Source organism: Cutibacterium sp. (genome assembly GCF_030525615.1).
Taxonomy (GTDB): Bacteria; Actinomycetota; Actinomycetes; order Propionibacteriales; family Propionibacteriaceae; genus Cutibacterium.
The window spans coordinates 80581-95542 of sequence record NZ_JAUNEJ010000003.1 but is presented as its reverse complement, the minus strand read 5'-3'; the positions used below and the strand labels follow the sequence as shown (position 1 = coordinate 95542).

General features: G+C 61.0%; 14 protein-coding genes. 3 read left to right on the top strand and 11 right to left on the bottom strand.

The genetic code is table 11. The features are described from left to right. Window positions 1-32 precede the first annotated feature (32 nt). From Q4B98_RS05970 to Q4B98_RS05930, 9 genes are all read right to left on the bottom strand, one after another. Window positions 33-245 carry a hypothetical protein gene (locus Q4B98_RS05970; protein ID WP_303196212.1) on the bottom strand — a complete coding sequence of 71 codons (213 nt, stop codon included), beginning with the start codon at window positions 243-245 and terminating at the stop codon, window positions 33-35. An 84-nt stretch (window positions 246-329) separates the two neighbouring features. After that, window positions 330-1232, bottom strand: a complete 903-nt coding sequence (locus tag Q4B98_RS05965) for a type II secretion system F family protein (protein ID WP_303196211.1) — start codon at window positions 1230-1232, stop codon at window positions 330-332. Continuing rightward, window positions 1225-2100: a type II secretion system F family protein gene (locus tag Q4B98_RS05960; protein ID WP_303196210.1), complete on the bottom strand. Its 876-nt coding sequence runs from the start codon at window positions 2098-2100 to the stop codon at window positions 1225-1227. The genes Q4B98_RS05965 and Q4B98_RS05960 overlap by 8 nt, the downstream gene beginning before the upstream one ends. Beyond that, a complete protein-coding gene (locus Q4B98_RS05955; RefSeq protein WP_303196380.1) occupies window positions 2091-3287 on the bottom strand; it encodes a CpaF family protein in 1197 nt (398 codons plus the stop codon). The genes Q4B98_RS05960 and Q4B98_RS05955 overlap by 10 nt, the downstream gene beginning before the upstream one ends. 278 nt (window positions 3288-3565) lie before the next feature. Then, window positions 3566-4378 (bottom strand): hypothetical protein, encoded by an 813-nt coding sequence (locus Q4B98_RS05950; RefSeq protein ID WP_303196209.1) that lies wholly within the window; start codon window positions 4376-4378, stop codon window positions 3566-3568. After that, a complete protein-coding gene (locus tag Q4B98_RS05945) occupies window positions 4378-4905 on the bottom strand; it encodes an SAF domain-containing protein (protein WP_303196379.1) in 528 nt (175 codons plus the stop codon). Before Q4B98_RS05945 ends, Q4B98_RS05950 begins: the two co-directional genes overlap by 1 nt. A gap of 345 nt (window positions 4906-5250) precedes the next feature. Then, on the bottom strand, window positions 5251-5541 hold the full coding sequence (locus tag Q4B98_RS05940; RefSeq protein WP_303196208.1) for a hypothetical protein: 291 nt from the start codon (window positions 5539-5541) through the stop codon (window positions 5251-5253). Window positions 5542-5735: 194 nt separating this feature from the next. After that, window positions 5736-6392: a hypothetical protein gene (locus Q4B98_RS05935; protein WP_303196207.1), complete on the bottom strand. Its 657-nt coding sequence runs from the start codon at window positions 6390-6392 to the stop codon at window positions 5736-5738. Window positions 6393-6411: 19 nt separating this feature from the next. After that, a complete protein-coding gene (locus tag Q4B98_RS05930; protein WP_303196206.1) occupies window positions 6412-6984 on the bottom strand; it encodes a GNAT family N-acetyltransferase in 573 nt (190 codons plus the stop codon). A 67-nt stretch (window positions 6985-7051) separates the two neighbouring features. On the opposite strand from Q4B98_RS05930, the gene Q4B98_RS05925 reads away from it, so the two are divergent. Further along, window positions 7052-7930, top strand: coding sequence for a patatin family protein (locus Q4B98_RS05925; protein WP_303196205.1), 879 nt, complete (start codon window positions 7052-7054; stop codon window positions 7928-7930). 3 nt (window positions 7931-7933) lie between these two features. On the opposite strand, the gene hisC is transcribed toward Q4B98_RS05925, so the two are convergent. After that, window positions 7934-8983 carry a histidinol-phosphate transaminase gene (gene hisC, locus Q4B98_RS05920; RefSeq protein WP_303196204.1) on the bottom strand — a complete coding sequence of 350 codons (1050 nt, stop codon included), beginning with the start codon at window positions 8981-8983 and terminating at the stop codon, window positions 7934-7936. A gap of 828 nt (window positions 8984-9811) precedes the next feature. Here hisC and Q4B98_RS05915 point away from each other — a divergent pair. Beyond that, entirely contained in the window at window positions 9812-13192 is a 3381-nt protein-coding gene (locus tag Q4B98_RS05915) for a hypothetical protein (RefSeq protein WP_303196203.1), read from the top strand. 368 nt (window positions 13193-13560) lie between these two features. Then, window positions 13561-14262, top strand: a complete 702-nt coding sequence (locus Q4B98_RS05910; RefSeq protein WP_303196202.1) for a (2Fe-2S)-binding protein — start codon at window positions 13561-13563, stop codon at window positions 14260-14262. Here Q4B98_RS05910 and Q4B98_RS05905 read toward each other — a convergent pair. Next, window positions 14211-14894, bottom strand: coding sequence for a hypothetical protein (locus tag Q4B98_RS05905; protein ID WP_303196201.1), 684 nt, complete (start codon window positions 14892-14894; stop codon window positions 14211-14213). The genes Q4B98_RS05910 and Q4B98_RS05905 overlap by 52 nt on opposite strands. Window positions 14895-14962: the final 68 nt, after the last annotated feature.

Below are 14962 nucleotides of genomic sequence, written 5' to 3'. Positions count from 1 at the left end.
TCCGCGCTCTCGGACTCGTCGGTGCGCCTGCCTCACTTCGGTAGGTTTGACGTCACATATCCTTTGATGACGGTGACGACGACAGTGGCAATGGACACCGCCCCCACCAGCAGGATGGCGTTTTCGGTCGATTGACTGAGTCCTCTTTCGTCGTGTTTTTCGTCGACCGGTGGGACGCCGGCCATGAGTGGCAGGACTACGGACGCAACAGTGTTGAGATGTTTCATAGCGACCTCCTTGGTCATTCACACCGGCCTTTCCGGTGACGTCACACGCCCCGTTATTCGGGGACTGAGGGATATTCGGGGACTGAGGGAAGAAGAATCCGGTCATGACGCCACCCCGGCCATGATGAGAAGTGGCGGGGTGATGAGCACCAGCCCCAAGACGAGAACTGGGATGACCATCCAGATCGTCAAGGATTCCGAGGTCGTCTGAGCTTCGACTTTTTCGCGATTGAGGTGGGCGTCTCTCATCTCGTTCACCCGTGCCCGCAAAGCTCCGGCTAAAGAAGCCCCTTGATCGTCGAGCCGAAGGACCTCGACGAGTTCGGCGAGTTCTGGCAGCCCTAATTCCTCAGACAACCTCTCCAGGCCAGTCCACGGCGACTGCTGTTCCAGCCGGGAGCGTTCCAAGGTGGTACGAATCCGAGTCAGGACGGGGTGATCGCTCATGCGCGCGGCCTCGACGAGGGCTCGCGACGCCGACTGGTTGGCCAGCCTCGCCAATGTCACGAGGTCGATGTACACCAGTACCACTTCGCTGGCGTCTTGACGCACTGCCTTGGAGCGTGACCTGACCCGGGTGTCAGGAATGAACCATCCGACAATGGCAAGCAGCACAGCCAGCCCGACGGGAGTGACGGGAAGGGTGTCACCCCACATCGCTGCCACCACCCGAGCCAGAATCGGAATCATCATTCCGCCCACTGCCATGACGGCTTTTTCGGCAACCAGGTGCCCAGGGGTCCGGCCTTGCAGTGCAAGGATTCGGCGGGTCCGCCCACTGACCAGGCGTGGCCACCGGACTGCGGCACGTGCTCCCCAGGTCTCCAACCGTCCGTTTTCGATGGTTGGATTGACGACGATGTCCTGGCCCGTGTGCCCGGACAACCCGGCCAAGGCGTCAGACAGCTTCAGCGGAGCGCCGCGCCGACCAGCAATGACGAAAATGGGCGCGGATACCAGCAGACCACCACACAGTGCGGCGAGGACAAGGGTGGACTCAATCATGGTAGGACTCCTGCCGCAACAGAATCCGGGCACGACGTCGAGGTTTACTGCGTCGCGACAAAGCGACGAGACCCGCGAGGTACAGCCCGGCGTAGCCGCACAGCAGCACCTGGCCTACCCCAGTGTGATAGGGAGCTAAGTACTCTCGACCCAGGACACAAGCGCCAGTCAGCACCACGGCGATGATGGTGCTGACCTGACGAACAACAACTCGGGGTTTGGCACGTTCGGCCCGGATTTCCCGGTATGCGCGAATCCGCTCCTGCAGTGACGCCGCCAGTGCGTCGAGGGTGGTGGTGGCTCCCGTCCCCCCTCTTTCCGCAGCCATCATGATCGCAGCGATCACCTGGTCGGCGTCGGCACTGTCCAGGTCATCGGCAAGTCCTTGCAGTGCGGCCTGGGTGTTCCATCGGGAATCCAGCCGAGCCACCATGCGTGTCAGCGGTTGAGCGAGAACCTCGGGGGCTTGACGACGAGTCGCCCGGATGGCGTCGATGACCGACTTTCCCGTTGAGGCAGAACCGCTTACCAGACGCACCCACCGTTCCAATGCCCGCATAACGTCGAGGTCATGGCGTGGCGGACCGGCCAGCAAGGCCGGAACAGCAACCGCCAGTACCGGCACGATGAGAATCAAGACCGCCCAACCCGTCACCAGGTAGCCAAGAGCACCCATTCCCAGACCAGTCAGGGCGTGTAGGCGACGGCGACGGGGCACTCGGGAGAACCACTTGTCCACCGTTGTCCACAAGCTTGTGGATTGGGTTGTGGATAACTGATGGATCGGGGCCGCCCCGATACCGATCATCATCACCCCTCCCACCAGTAGGACTCCCAACAGTGCTGCGACCGGTGTGCTCATGCCCATCTCGTCACCTCCGGCTCGTAGTGAGCGAGTTCGGCTACCAGGGCCGGATCGGGGTGGAAGACGCCAGGGCTAGTAGGGGTGGGAGCAGCGTAGGTGAGGTGGGTGATGGGACGGCCATTTTCCAGCGCCCCCGTCAACTGTCGGATTTCGGTGACATGACGAGTCCGCGCTCCTCCTCGCCACGTGTCGTCTACCAAGGTGACGTGAACGAGAAACGTGATGTTGTGAGCAATCTGGCGGTAGGCCTCTTCGATCGACATGACGCCGCCCATGGCGACTCGTCCTGCCAGCCGGTCCATGGTTGAGGTCGCCGAGTGGGAGTGAGTGGTGCTCATGGTCCCAGCCCCGGCCTGCATCGCCTCGAACATGGCGGCGGCCTCCACGCCACGCACCTCGCCGACAATCAGACGTGACAGATTCTGACGCAGGGCTTCCGGAATGAGGTCAGCGACCGTGAATTCGCCGAGGGATCGTCCGTCCACTTTTTCTCCCAGCCCCACGGTGGCCTGCAGAGCGACCATATTGTCCCGGTCTGGGTTGAGGTGAGTCAGCAGTTCATAGTCGGTTTCGAGGGTCCCGAACCGTTCCGTCGCTGGAATCGCGTCGACAAGGGCGCGCAGCAGAGTCGTCTTGCCAGCTCCCTGGTCGCCTGCAATAACGATGGATCGTCGAGCCAGCACGGCTGCACGCAGCAGCACACCGACGTGGTGGGGCATCATCCCGGTTGCGACGAGGTCGTCGATCGTCACCGTCGTCAACGTGTGGTGCCGGATGACGACCGAAGGCCGGTAGGACAGCCCAAAACCGATGGCGTGCAGACGGTACTGGGAACCGAGAGCCACCGTCATCGTGGGATGGGCGTCATCAAAGGGTCGCGGCGGGTTGGCGGACTCACCCAGAAAGCGGATTGCCTCAACTAGCTCGTCATCACTGTCGGCGACCGGCGGACCCGGTTCACGTCGACCGTCCCCGTACTGAATGAAGACCCGATCACAGCCGTTGATTTCGATGTTTTCGGCGTCGGGGATCTCGAACAGCGGTTGCAGCCGCCCGTATCCGAAAATGGCGTCCACCACGGCGTCGACGTATGACTCTTTGGTTCGTGTATTCCACAACGCCTCGCCTTCGGCTGTCAGCTTCTCGGCGTGGGATTCGACGACCTGGCGTACAACTGACCGACCCAGCAGCCTCAGGTCATCGCCGTTGAGATCGGCTCCACTGCGTTCGCGATGTGATGCACGCTTTGCGGAAATGCGTTCTGACGCCGTGCGCCGCAAGGCGACGACGGTACGCCAGTCGACGTCAGTAGTCTCACATCGTCTCGGTGGGGTAAGAACCCTCGGAGAAACCGAGGCTGACGGGGACATCCGCGACAACAAGCCGGCGAGATCTTCCTTGGTGCCGATGGTGGACACCGGGGTGTCATCGCCGTAGCGGCATACTGCTGGGGCGGTCTCATTGATCGTCATGACGCCGCCCTTGTTAGGGTCAGGGTTTGCGGTGCGGTAATGGTCTCGCTGGAGCGACGGAGTTTAACTTCCATCGCCTCGGCCAGGGTTCGCACACTGGTGGCGTACCGTCCGCGAGACCATCTTTTGCCGGCGCGATCACCGTCTGACAGCACTGCGGCAGCTGGAGCGTCTCGGATCACCTCTCCCAGCACTGGCAGGCCAAACTGACCTCCAATTTCGCGCGAGCTGTAGGGATGGCCAGGCCCCACGACGACCAGTCCAACAGTGCCAGTGGTGGCCGAGGAGAGGGCCTCAACCTCCGTGGACCTCATGGACAATGCCGCCAGATGTCGTAACCGAGATCCGGTCACAATTCCGATGAGTGAAGAGCGGGAAACAAGACTGTCTGGCAACGCTTCTGGACCCAGGCGGCCGCCGTCAACGATGACGTCCACCCCTGCCTGACCGAGATCGATCATGGCGCTGACGAGACCGGGCCAGGCCGCACCCATAAGAGACGCCTGCCCGAGGTGGCCATAGCCGCTGATGAGTCCTACCGTCGTGTTCTCGTCATCGTGGGGCAACGGGATGATCTCGTCCCACATGGCACGGACCAGATCAGCGCCGTCGCGACAGGCTGCGGCCAATCCCATCACTCCGGCACCCGGTGGAATACGTCCAGCCAGGAACCCCGATTCAATCGCGTGGCCTGGACACGGGTCAGCGTCGATGAGAATGACGTCGCCCGGCCAGCTCAGCGCCAGCCCGAGAGCAGTGGTCGTCAAGCCGGGGGCTCCGCCGGGGCTCGTAAGCAGCAGGATCGCCATCATCGCCCCCTCTCGACCAACGCAATGCGGTCCAGTGAGGCCAGATCGGCGAGTCGGGCGGCACTGCCAGAGTCCACCTCGACGTCGACCAGCCAGCCACCGTGATCGCCGGAAGCTTTCGGCGTCGCGACGACGACGGCATCAAAGGTCGAAAGCTCAGAGACCGTCTCTGAGTCCTTGTCGGAGCTGGTTTCGACCAAGGTCACCTGGGCTCCTGCTGGGAGAGAAACGGTCGGTAATCGCCCGGCAGCCAGCTTGAGTCCAACCCGGGCACGCCCCGACGCCACCCGCAGCTTGCCGACTGAGTGGGAGCCGAGCAGTTGACCGGCTGAAAGGTCAGCCAGGGCGTGCTGACCAACAATCTTGTCGAGCTGAGAGGCCGGAATAGTCGCCACCGCCCGATCGACGGCCACCGATGTCAGACCGACGTCGGTATTGCGGACGATCTCGCCCTGCCCCACAGCCCGCGTCATGACGAGAACTTGATCGGTATGTGACGCGCTATGCCAGGCAAAAGCTCCACCCAGGCCACCCAAGCAGGCACAGAGGACCCCGATGGCGATAAGACGCGGTGAGCGACGTAGCCGGGGTGTCGTCGCGGTATGTGCAGGAGTGGACATGACCGCGAAGCTATGGGTACGCCGAGACTCCCCACAAGAGACGCACAGATAATCTGGGGACAATGATTCTGCGGTGTTGCGAACCACACCTCATCCGGCCGCCATCCACAGTTGTCCACACCCATTGTGGACAAACCTGGGGACAACGGGTGCTCGTCCCCACCGCGGCCACACCCACGCAGTCAGCCGATCAGCCAACCACCTCGCTCAAGCGGCCACCTCGCTCAGCCAGCCGACAACTGTGGAGAGCCGCTAATCAAACTTTGACAGCTGTTTTTCTAATTTGCGCCGTTGCCGATTCAACTTCCAGGTAGGAAACAAACTTGCCGCAGTGTTCTTACCAACCTCATCAACACTTGGAAGATCGTTCCGAGCTAACTCGATATTGATCTTTTCCACCGGAACTCCGTCAGCCTTTAAGCGCTCGATAACTTCTTGTGCTTGTATATTTTCCTTAGTTTGGCTTGGGAGAGCTGCAAGTTTTAAATCGACATCGCGCAAGTTAGCCAGTAACTCATCTTTTGATTTCCGAGAACCGAACATTCCTTACCTCCCACTCGCTGAACTGTGAACAGCCATTACTCTAGCCCTTAATTACCCTCACCTCGTAGCGCTCTTACCGGGATTGCACTCCGACGCTTTACCATCCCTCCTCCATCTGACTCACCTCATTTCAATAGTACGGGATACTTAGTTCCGTACGATTGGTGGCCATAATGATGGCTGCATCTTTCCCACTATGTCAAGTGAACTTGGCCGGTAACAGACCACCCCAACCCAGGGTCCACCGACCCCGCCGAATCGCACACAACGACCGTGGCTTTCACGTCGAGTTGTTCAGCCGTCTCATAGGGGTAATTCGCCCCCACCATGAATGATTCTCCGGGGCCTAGGACATACGGCGGCCTAGCAGTTCCAGGGGCGAAAGGAGTTGTCACCACCTTGTGCGCGTCATCAGCTTCGGGAGCTGGCACGGATACCAGGGGCTGACGCCAACTCCAGTCTGGGTAACGGGCAGCGATCGTTACCGTTCCCAAGCCCAAATTAATCGGGGCTGTGGAGATATTCGTCACGATATAGCGCACCAATACAATGGGGGAACCCTTTTGCACTACCGGGGTGCCGTCGTCCGGGTCCACCATGACCGAATCCGCAGGAGCCTTCGCGACAGCGACTTGCTCGACCTCGATACGAATGCGGTCGTCGCCAAAACTTCCCAGTTTCTTGCCTGACCTCACCACCGGAACGGCCCAGGCCGGATTGGCGTCGGTGCCCGCCGTCGGGGTGCTGGCCGAGAATGTCGGGGTGGGCCGTGGATCTAACGGTTCTAGGGTGCTGCACCCGGGCATGAGAACACAGCACAACAGGGCACATGCCACCGCACCGCACCGCATGTGCTCACCTCCACCACATTCATCTCGTCCATTCGGCGCGCAACAGGGCCATCTTCACTGAATCCCAACGACGTCCTTGCCACGACCGTGCTTGGGGAATTCTGCCACATTCGCGGTATCCCACGGCATTGGCGCAGTGAATCATTCTGCCGTTACCACCCCATGTCGTCAGAGTCACGACGTGGGCGTCGGTGGTCGCAAAGGTGTCCTCGGTCCATAACCGCAGCGCTCGCCGTCCCACTCCCCTGCCCCACCAGACAGGCTGGAACAGCACGATTCCGATCTCCCACCAGCCACCGCCAGCGGGCGGTTCCTCGAACCGAGAGACGAAGCCGATGCGGCTTCCATTCACCGTCACCGTCGCTCGATGGCCACTCACGAGACCCGAGCGCCATTCGTCGGCGAATTCTGCAAAGCTGCGGTCGTCATCGGCCCCGAAATATGGCCCATCCCAGTGTTTCCATTGCGGATCGACGACCTCGACGTTCCAATGCCACAGCCACTCCAGGTCCTCTTCGACAAGTGGTCGAACGTCAACCTCGCCGCCCGACTGTGAGTCGCGGTGAAAGGGGAAGTCGAGTGCAGAAGCCATTCCCCTATTGTGCCCGTCACCATCTGTGCCCACCGCCATCAACCCTCGGGCGTGGCAGGCTGGGTATATGACCACTCCGATAGAACGTACAGCCCTCGTTCTCGAGGGGGGCGGGATGCGCGCCTCATACACCAGCGCCGTCGTCGTCAAGTTCTTGCAGATGGGTTGGGAATTCCCGCACGTCTCCGGTATTTCAGCCGGGGCATCCCATGCGACCAATTACATTTCCGGCGACCTGTGGCGTACCCGGCAGTGTTTTACCGACTTCGCCGCCAACCCCCATTTCGGCAATGTACGTACCTGGATCACCGGGCGCGGGTTCTTCAACGCCGAGTACATCTACCAGCGCGCCTGCGCGCCCAATAAGCCCCTTCCCTTCGATTTCCAGACCTTCGCCGCGTCTGACCAGCGGATTCGTATCGGCGCGACCCGCACCGACAACGGCCAGCAGGAGTGGTTCACCCGTGACCAGATGACCACCATGGACGACCTCATGGTTCGGGTACGAGCGTCCTCGACAATGCCAGGATTCATGCCCCCTGTCACTATTGACGGGGTTGAGTACGTTGACGGTGCCATCGGAACCAGCGGCGGTATCCCGATCGACGCGGCCCAACTCGATGGCTACGACCGGTTCTTCGTCGTGTGCAGCAGGCCACGTGACTACATCAAGAGTGAGGTTAAGTCTGCTCGAGCGATCCACGGACTCTTCCGACGTCGCCCAGCTGTCGCGGAGGCCATCATCTCCCGGCCAGCCAAATACAACGCCACCCGAGAAATGCTGCGTGACCTCGAAGCCGACGGCAACGCTTACGTGTTTTACCCGCGCATCATGCCCGTCACCAACAAGGAGAAAGACGTCACCAAGCTGCGTCGGGCCTACGCCCTTGCCATGGCACAGGTCAACACCGAACTCCCGAAGTGGCGGGACTTCCTAGGCGTGTGAGACTCAGTTAGCAGCAGCGGCCAGCGCCTCAATCGCCCGGTCGTTCTCCTCGGGCGACCCGATCGACAACCGAATCCCTTCGCCACTCCAGCAGCGGGCGTAAACCCCCCGGGAGGTCAGGGCCTCGTCGACCCGATCCGTGTCGTCCCCGGTGGACAACCACAGGAAATTCGCCTGGGAGGGGTTGATCTTCCAGCCCTGCTCGACCAACGCATCGAAAACCCGGGTGCGCTCGGCGACGATTCGATCGACTCTTTCATTGAGTTCGTCCTCGACCGCTAACGACGCAACTGCGGCCTGCTGGGCCAGGGCGGTCACCGTGAACGGGGTGGCAACGCGACGCAGGTCGTTGCTGATATCGGGAGTCGAGATTGCAAACCCGATACGCAGACCTGCAAGTCCGTAGGCCTTAGAGAAGGTTCGCAGCGCGACGACGTTCGGGTGGCGGTCGAGCAGGTCGAGTCCGTCGACAGACCCCGGCTCCTTGTTGAAGTGGCAGTAGGCCTCATCCATAACGACAACGACATGCTGAGGAACCTTGGCCAGGAATTCCTCGACCTCTTCGGTGTGCAGGACGGTTCCGGTCGGGTTGTTGGGGGTACACAGGAAGATGAGACGGGTGCGGTCAGTGATCGCGGCGGCCATGGCATTCAGGTCGTGACGCAGGTCCTTGGTTAAAGGCACTGGGACAGGTGTGGCCCCCGCGACCTGGGTCAGGATGGGGTAAGCCTCGAAAGAACGCCACGGGAAGATGATCTGGTCGCCAGCACCGGCCAGAGCGTGCATGAGCTGGCTGGCAACCTCGGTCGAACCGGCACCAACGGCTACCTGGGCAGTATCGACACCGAAACGTTCGGCGATGGCCGAACGCACTTCCGTAGCGCTCATCGACGGGTAGCGGTTGAACCCGGAAAGCATACGGTTAACAGCCTCGACGACGCTGGGCAGCGGCCCGAACGGGTTCTCGTTGGACGACAGCTTGACGGCTCCCTCCCCGGGAGCGGCCCCCTGCTTGTACAGCGGCAGTCCTCGAACAACATCGCGGCGGTCCACGTCGTCCTCCCATCGTCGTTTCAGGAACTCTCTCACACCCGGACGCCACGCTCAGCGCTGTTCCGTCTAGCGGCACTAGTAGTACCTGCCGACACGGCCTATCGGCACCTGGCACCACTAGCTATCCCCCACGGCCATGGAAAAACGGTCAATACCCCGCACCCGAGCCACCAGAAATGGCAGCACCCACAGCAAGTAACCCAATCACCACACACAACCAGAGACACCACTCCCACCAGAGACACCAAAGACGTGACGACGCTCATGAGACGTCTGATCCGCTGTGACACGTGAATCATGCGGTTCCTCCCAACCTGACGCCACTGCAGAGTCATGGCGGGAGTCGTAAATGATCCCGGAGTCTGTCCCGTACCCGTTTCCTAAAAACATCCGCCCGTGGGAACCGGGCGGATGTTTTTAGGCTGATCGAATAACGAGGGTTCAGATGGAGTCTGAATACTCCTGGAGTGGCCTAGGAATTAGGTCGTCTTAAGCCGGTGGGATGAATGCGGCTCATCTTCACCCGTCCACGTTCGAGTTTCTCGGCAACGAATTCGGACCCGCTATCCATCCGGATCACCCATGGGTACCCACCGTGCTCAAGGGCTGCCTCATGAGGTTGTTGACGCTGCCGGGCTTCACCGAGCAGCGACTACGGTCCCCAGCCGAGTGAGTGCGAGTGGTTCACCAGAACTATCGCCGGATCAAACGTTCCCCTAGCCGGGTAAGTGTGCCAGGCTCGTGCTCTTACGACCATTGCCGCTCAAGCCAGGTGCCCGTCTGACCACTCTTCGTAGACAGCCCACAAATTCAGAACATAATGAAGTTGTGGCTACCCAAACTCATACTGACTCTGTGAACCTCAGATTGGCGCTCAACGGTCTGCCGCTGCCGACGACCGCGCGTGCCTCTGAAATTGACGTCGTTGCTCCGGTGCTTGCCCGTCAGCGGGAACTCAGGCGAGAACTTCCCGAGCTGCTTTGCCCGGCGGACAGGCGTATTCAGGCTTTCATCGACCGCTACCTCGGTGAGGACTCGCCCGTCCATCCTCGCCTGCCTGATACCACCTTGACCCTCGACGAACCCGGTCTGGCCCGAGCCCTTTCTCTTCCTATCGACGCTGACGAGTTCACCTCCGATCTGGTCGCAAGCTACCGAGTCGCCAACGGCGTATTGCACAACCCACGCAACGACCGTCGTACTACGGCTGGTGTTTTCCACGTTGCCGAAGGCGGCCTGGCGATCCCAGACGACAAGAAAGCCGTTCCGATTGACGTTTTCGCTCGTCTTCTTGACCTCGCGTTCCAGGCCCCGCCGGAACACACCCTGCTCCCCTACAGCTCGACACAGCCGGTCGAACGTCAAGCTCACACCTGGGTGTCCTTGCTGCTCCGCCCGCTCGTAGTCCCCGAAATTCCCGACTTCGTCTCGGAACGTCGGATGGAGATCCGCTTCTTCGCCCCCGGCGGTCTCGTCTCCAACCTCGATTTCGTCGAGGGGATCTTCGGCAACGGCGGCGATCCGCTGCTGCCAGCCAATGATTCTGCCCTCGCCCCCTCCGGATGGACCGGACACAGCGGCTGCGTCATTCTGGCCCCGCACCTCAATCTCATTCGCAAGGTCGACCTTGGCCTGCCTCATATCGACCAGGCGACGGATCGCCAGCGTCGCGACGGTATGTGTTGGTCCGACGAATCCGAGCTTTACAACGAGGGCAAGCCGTTCAAGCTGTGCGCCCGTGACGAGTCCGGAGTCATCTTGACCATCGTCGCTGACAACTACTTCGGTTATTGCAAGAAGGAGGTCAAGACTCAGATCTCCTACTCCGCGAACCTCTTTGGCCTGGCCGAGGAGGAACACTCCGGCGGTGCCCGCGCCTACCGTTCCCACAACCAGGGCCAGGAGTACGCCACCCCCACCTGCGAGCGGACGGTTGCCGACGTCGTCGCGGCTAACCCCGATGACTTCGAAATGCTCGATAAGGGCCAGGCGAAGATCCTCGGCATCGACAATGCCCTGCTAGTGCCCGGTGGAACCAAATTCAGCCTGCGTGACGGCACGGTCTCCTGGGACGACGGCGCACAGTCCATCCCCATGCGAGCCGACACCGTGTATCTGTCCCCTGACGGTTACCGCATGGAAATGATCCACGACGAAGCCAGCGACCAGTGGTACCTCAAGGGCACCTACGGTGAGTCGACGACCTTGCACAAGTGCTGCACCGTCTCCGGCGGTGGCAAGTCAGAAATCTCCAAAGCTATCTCGGACACCTTCCTGCAGGGCAACGCCTATGTCCCGGACTTCGAGGCTGACATGGACGCCGTTGAGGACATCCTGCACCGGGACTTCTCGAACCGGTTCGCCGACCCTGAACTCAACGGCAAGGACCATCGTCCAATTCTGTCGGCCGAGCGGTCTGTGGGGTCGGTCATCAAACTCCTCACCCCGTCTTCGGACTTTACTGATTGGTACAACGAGTGGATCAACTCCATTCCGTCGTTCCGCAAGGAGCTCATCTTCACCGTCAAGCGCTACTACAAGCCGGAATGGGGCGACGACTGGCGCTCCCACTTTACGGTTGCGCCGACGAACGGCCGCCACGGCAATATGGTGCGCCTCGACGGTCAGAAGATTCTGGTAAGCATGGCCCGCGTCGGTTTCCAGCCCGACGGTTCCTGGCGTCTGTTCACCCTGCGCCACGACTACGCCCCGGCCGTCAAGGTCCAGACCGAAGACGACATGACGGCCTCCGTCGTCACCTCCCCCGGAATGGTCACCGGCCCGCAGAATCTGTCGCGCAAGGTGGTCGCCAACTGCGAGGCGCTCCTCTTCCAGCGTCCTGATGACGCTATTTATCGCGGCTTCGACACCCAGACCGAGCACGACATGAGCGGGCGTGACTTGTTCATCTCGAACTATCAGCCCCTGACCCGCGAAGACGTCACAGCAATGCGCGACGACGTGGTGGCCTTCTCGAAGTTCACCAAGCCGATGCGGACCTTCCTGTCGAATTTCGCCGACTCCGATCCTTCCGAGGAGCCGAAGTACGTTGTCTCCAGCGCGGACCCGAGGCTTATCGACGGGGTGAGGTCACGCAACCCGCGTTATCTGCAGGTTCGTCCCGATATCGCCAAGCCACGCGAAACCGCGATCGCGAAGTTGGCGAGCCACCTGTATTACGGTCGGCGGGTCAACGAGCCGCTGCCGCTGCCGGTTGACATCGTTGCCGCTGGGCGACGCAACAACCCTCCTGAGGACAAGATTCCTGCCCTGTGCGCCTACAACCCGCTTCATTACATGGAGCTGCCCGAACTGTTCATGGAGTTCATCTCCTCCATGACCGGCAAGAGTCCCTCGACGACGGGTGCCGGCTCGGAGGGTGCATTGACGAAGGCCCCATTTAACGCCTTGCCGGCGGTCTTTGACCTCAACTCCTCCTTCCTGTCTTTCGTGCTGTCTGGATACGACGGTTGGTTGTCCTCGGCCGGATTCATTGGACCCAACGTCGAAGTGGCCCATGACATCTCCCTGCTTGTGCCAGAGATCTTCTGCCGGATGACGCCAGAGGAGAGGGACGCCAAGACCCTTATCGAGGGCGGCTACCTAGAGAAGATGGAGGACTACGAGAAGGACGGCGAGCTCATCCTCGCGTCCCGTCTGGGCTACCGCATGACCGAAAAGTTCATGCGTGCCTACTTCGGTCGAATCTTCCTGCACCCCGACACGGTGTTTACCCCGGAGATGCTGCGTCCAGAGCTTCAGGATGCCGAAATCTTCGCGGATTCCGTGCGGACGATCTCGAAGACTCACGCCCGGGTGGCCAAGGCCTACTTCGATGACGGGACCATCTCGCTTGCGGTGCCGCCAATTCGGGCCCTGCTAGAAATCATGGCCAACGGGACCTCCTCCGAGGGTTGGACTCTTGACGATCCCGAGCTGCGAGAAATGTTCACTCGTGAATCCGTGCTGGCCTCCGATTGGTACGCCCAGCGCCTCGACGCCAAGCAGGCTGAGGATGTCCGACGCTCCGAGAGTGGTATCTCCCAACTGGAACAGTTCATGGCTGATCCGCGTAACGCCGCTGCCTGCGAGGAGATCGACGTGCAGGCTCGCCTGGATCACGTCCGGAAGTTCCATGACCGGGCCGTGACCAAGGAGTACCGCCAGCAGTTGGTGGGAACCCTCGGCCGACAGGTCAACTTCCGCTGAGGTTGACGGCCCCGGGTGATCTCGCCCGGGGCCGGTCGCTTTCCTGAGATCACCCAGGGCGGTCAGCTTGCCTCCCTTTCCACACCTGTCATCCGGTGGATTTAGCGTTGCCGGGTTGATTTAGCTTCACCGCGTAGGTCGGGCTTTGTTCCCCGTGACGAAAACTCCCGCCCCGCACCGGGTTGCAGCACCTCAGTGCTCCTCCCTGCGACGGGGTGGGGTTTTTCGCGCGTAGGACTCAACCGACGTCCATCTGCTGAGCGACGGCTGTCCCCATCGCGCCGGGGTTTCCAGCTATTTCCCACCACCTGCAGTGCAAAACCCCCGAATGGCCTGCTGCCGGTGCCGCCAGGAAGCAGGATGGAGACGTGGACATCATCGATCTGGCAGCAGCGGGTTTCGACGAGTGGGTCAGGGTCGAGAATCATCAGCCCGGCGAGACTCCCGGCAATTCATGGCTTTCCGCCACCCACCTAGTGACGCCCGCAGTCATGGACCGTCGCATTACTCATACCCACCAGGCTCTGCTGATTCAGCGTCACCAGGGCAAGGCTGGTCACGGTCACGATGTCGCGGCAGCCCCAGGTCCGGTCGCCCGTCGCGTCGCCCTGTCGGCCACCCAGTTAGGAATTGTCGCCAGGCTCGTTGTGCCAGTGGTCGCGGCGCGAAGTCTGGGCCACGATGTCAATTTTCCCCGCTTGGAAGACCTGTGGTTCCGCGATGTGCTTCACGCTCCAGTTCCGGTATCGGTCGCATGGCAGCCGGGACCAGCAAAAATCGCCGGCTCAGCGGTCGAGAGGATCACCAATGCCTTCATCGCGGCTGGCCTGAGCAAAATTGTCGCCTGGGACAACCTTGCATCGTCCGTGAGTACCTCGGTCATTATGATTTCTCGCTGCCGTCCCGACTTACGCCAAGCCGCTATCGACGCCGCGACCGAGTTGTTGATCTTGGTCGATCCGCGGCCCGGAATCACCGCCGGACCTGCGTTCCATCGTCGAAGTTGCTGTCTCTACTATCAGGTCAGTGGCTCGCGAGTCGCCTGCTGCGGGGACTGTGTTTTGGCCTGAACACAGGTTGCGGTTGACTCGTGATGATAACGCGGAGAACCCGTTGGCAAGCGCAATCGTCCGACGTCAACTGGAGCAAGTTCGTTACCGCGCAACCACCCAAACCAACGTTCCGTCCAGCTTTTCTCAGCTTTGACCGATCTGCGTAAATCCAACCTCATCCGGCGAACGGCACCCGCGCGCATGGGATCGACCTCTTCGAATCCCCACGACTGCAACCAGATTATCGGCGCAACACGTCGATCCACCCATGGTCCCACGACACCACCAGCCTCGATCACCGGGACCGACCCGTGCAAACGTGCTGCCAAGAACGACGTCCGTGCTCGACCCCAAGAAACGTCACTTCGATGGGGCAGGAATCCCACCAGAGTTGCTCCCCGAGGTGTACGGGGGATTTTCGACATCGGGTGCTCGGAGGGCAAGCAGGATTCGGGAGCCACCAGAATGATCCCCTCGACATCGTCTCCGCGCCGGCTAGCGACACCGAAGAATCCCCAGGTTCGGCACGCGGCGTCGGCCCAGTCAGGAAGAGGTACGTCAGCGTCGATTCCCCACGGACGTAGCATCCCGGACGCACCAAGAACTGCGGCATCTTTCCTCGTCAGAGTCGTTAGATGTCTGACTCGCACGATGTTTCCTCCGATACGCCCGACCATGGTCCCCCGCGATGAAAACTACCAACAAGGCTTTCTGAACC

Coding starts and splice junctions, on each gene's coding strand:
- Q4B98_RS05970 (WP_303196212.1), bottom strand. CDS start 245: ATGACCAAGGAGGTCGCTATGAAACATCTCAACACTGTTGCGTCCGTA.
- Q4B98_RS05965 (WP_303196211.1), bottom strand. CDS start 1,232: ATGATTGAGTCCACCCTTGTCCTCGCCGCACTGTGTGGTGGTCTGCTG.
- Q4B98_RS05960 (WP_303196210.1), bottom strand. CDS start 2,100: ATGGGCATGAGCACACCGGTCGCAGCACTGTTGGGAGTCCTACTGGTG.
- Q4B98_RS05950 (WP_303196209.1), bottom strand. CDS start 4,378: ATGGCGATCCTGCTGCTTACGAGCCCCGGCGGAGCCCCCGGCTTGACG.
- Q4B98_RS05940 (WP_303196208.1), bottom strand. CDS start 5,541: ATGTTCGGTTCTCGGAAATCAAAAGATGAGTTACTGGCTAACTTGCGC.
- Q4B98_RS05935 (WP_303196207.1), bottom strand. CDS start 6,392: ATGCGGTGCGGTGCGGTGGCATGTGCCCTGTTGTGCTGTGTTCTCATG.
- Q4B98_RS05930 (WP_303196206.1), bottom strand. CDS start 6,984: ATGGCTTCTGCACTCGACTTCCCCTTTCACCGCGACTCACAGTCGGGC.
- Q4B98_RS05925 (WP_303196205.1), top strand. CDS start 7,052: ATGACCACTCCGATAGAACGTACAGCCCTCGTTCTCGAGGGGGGCGGG.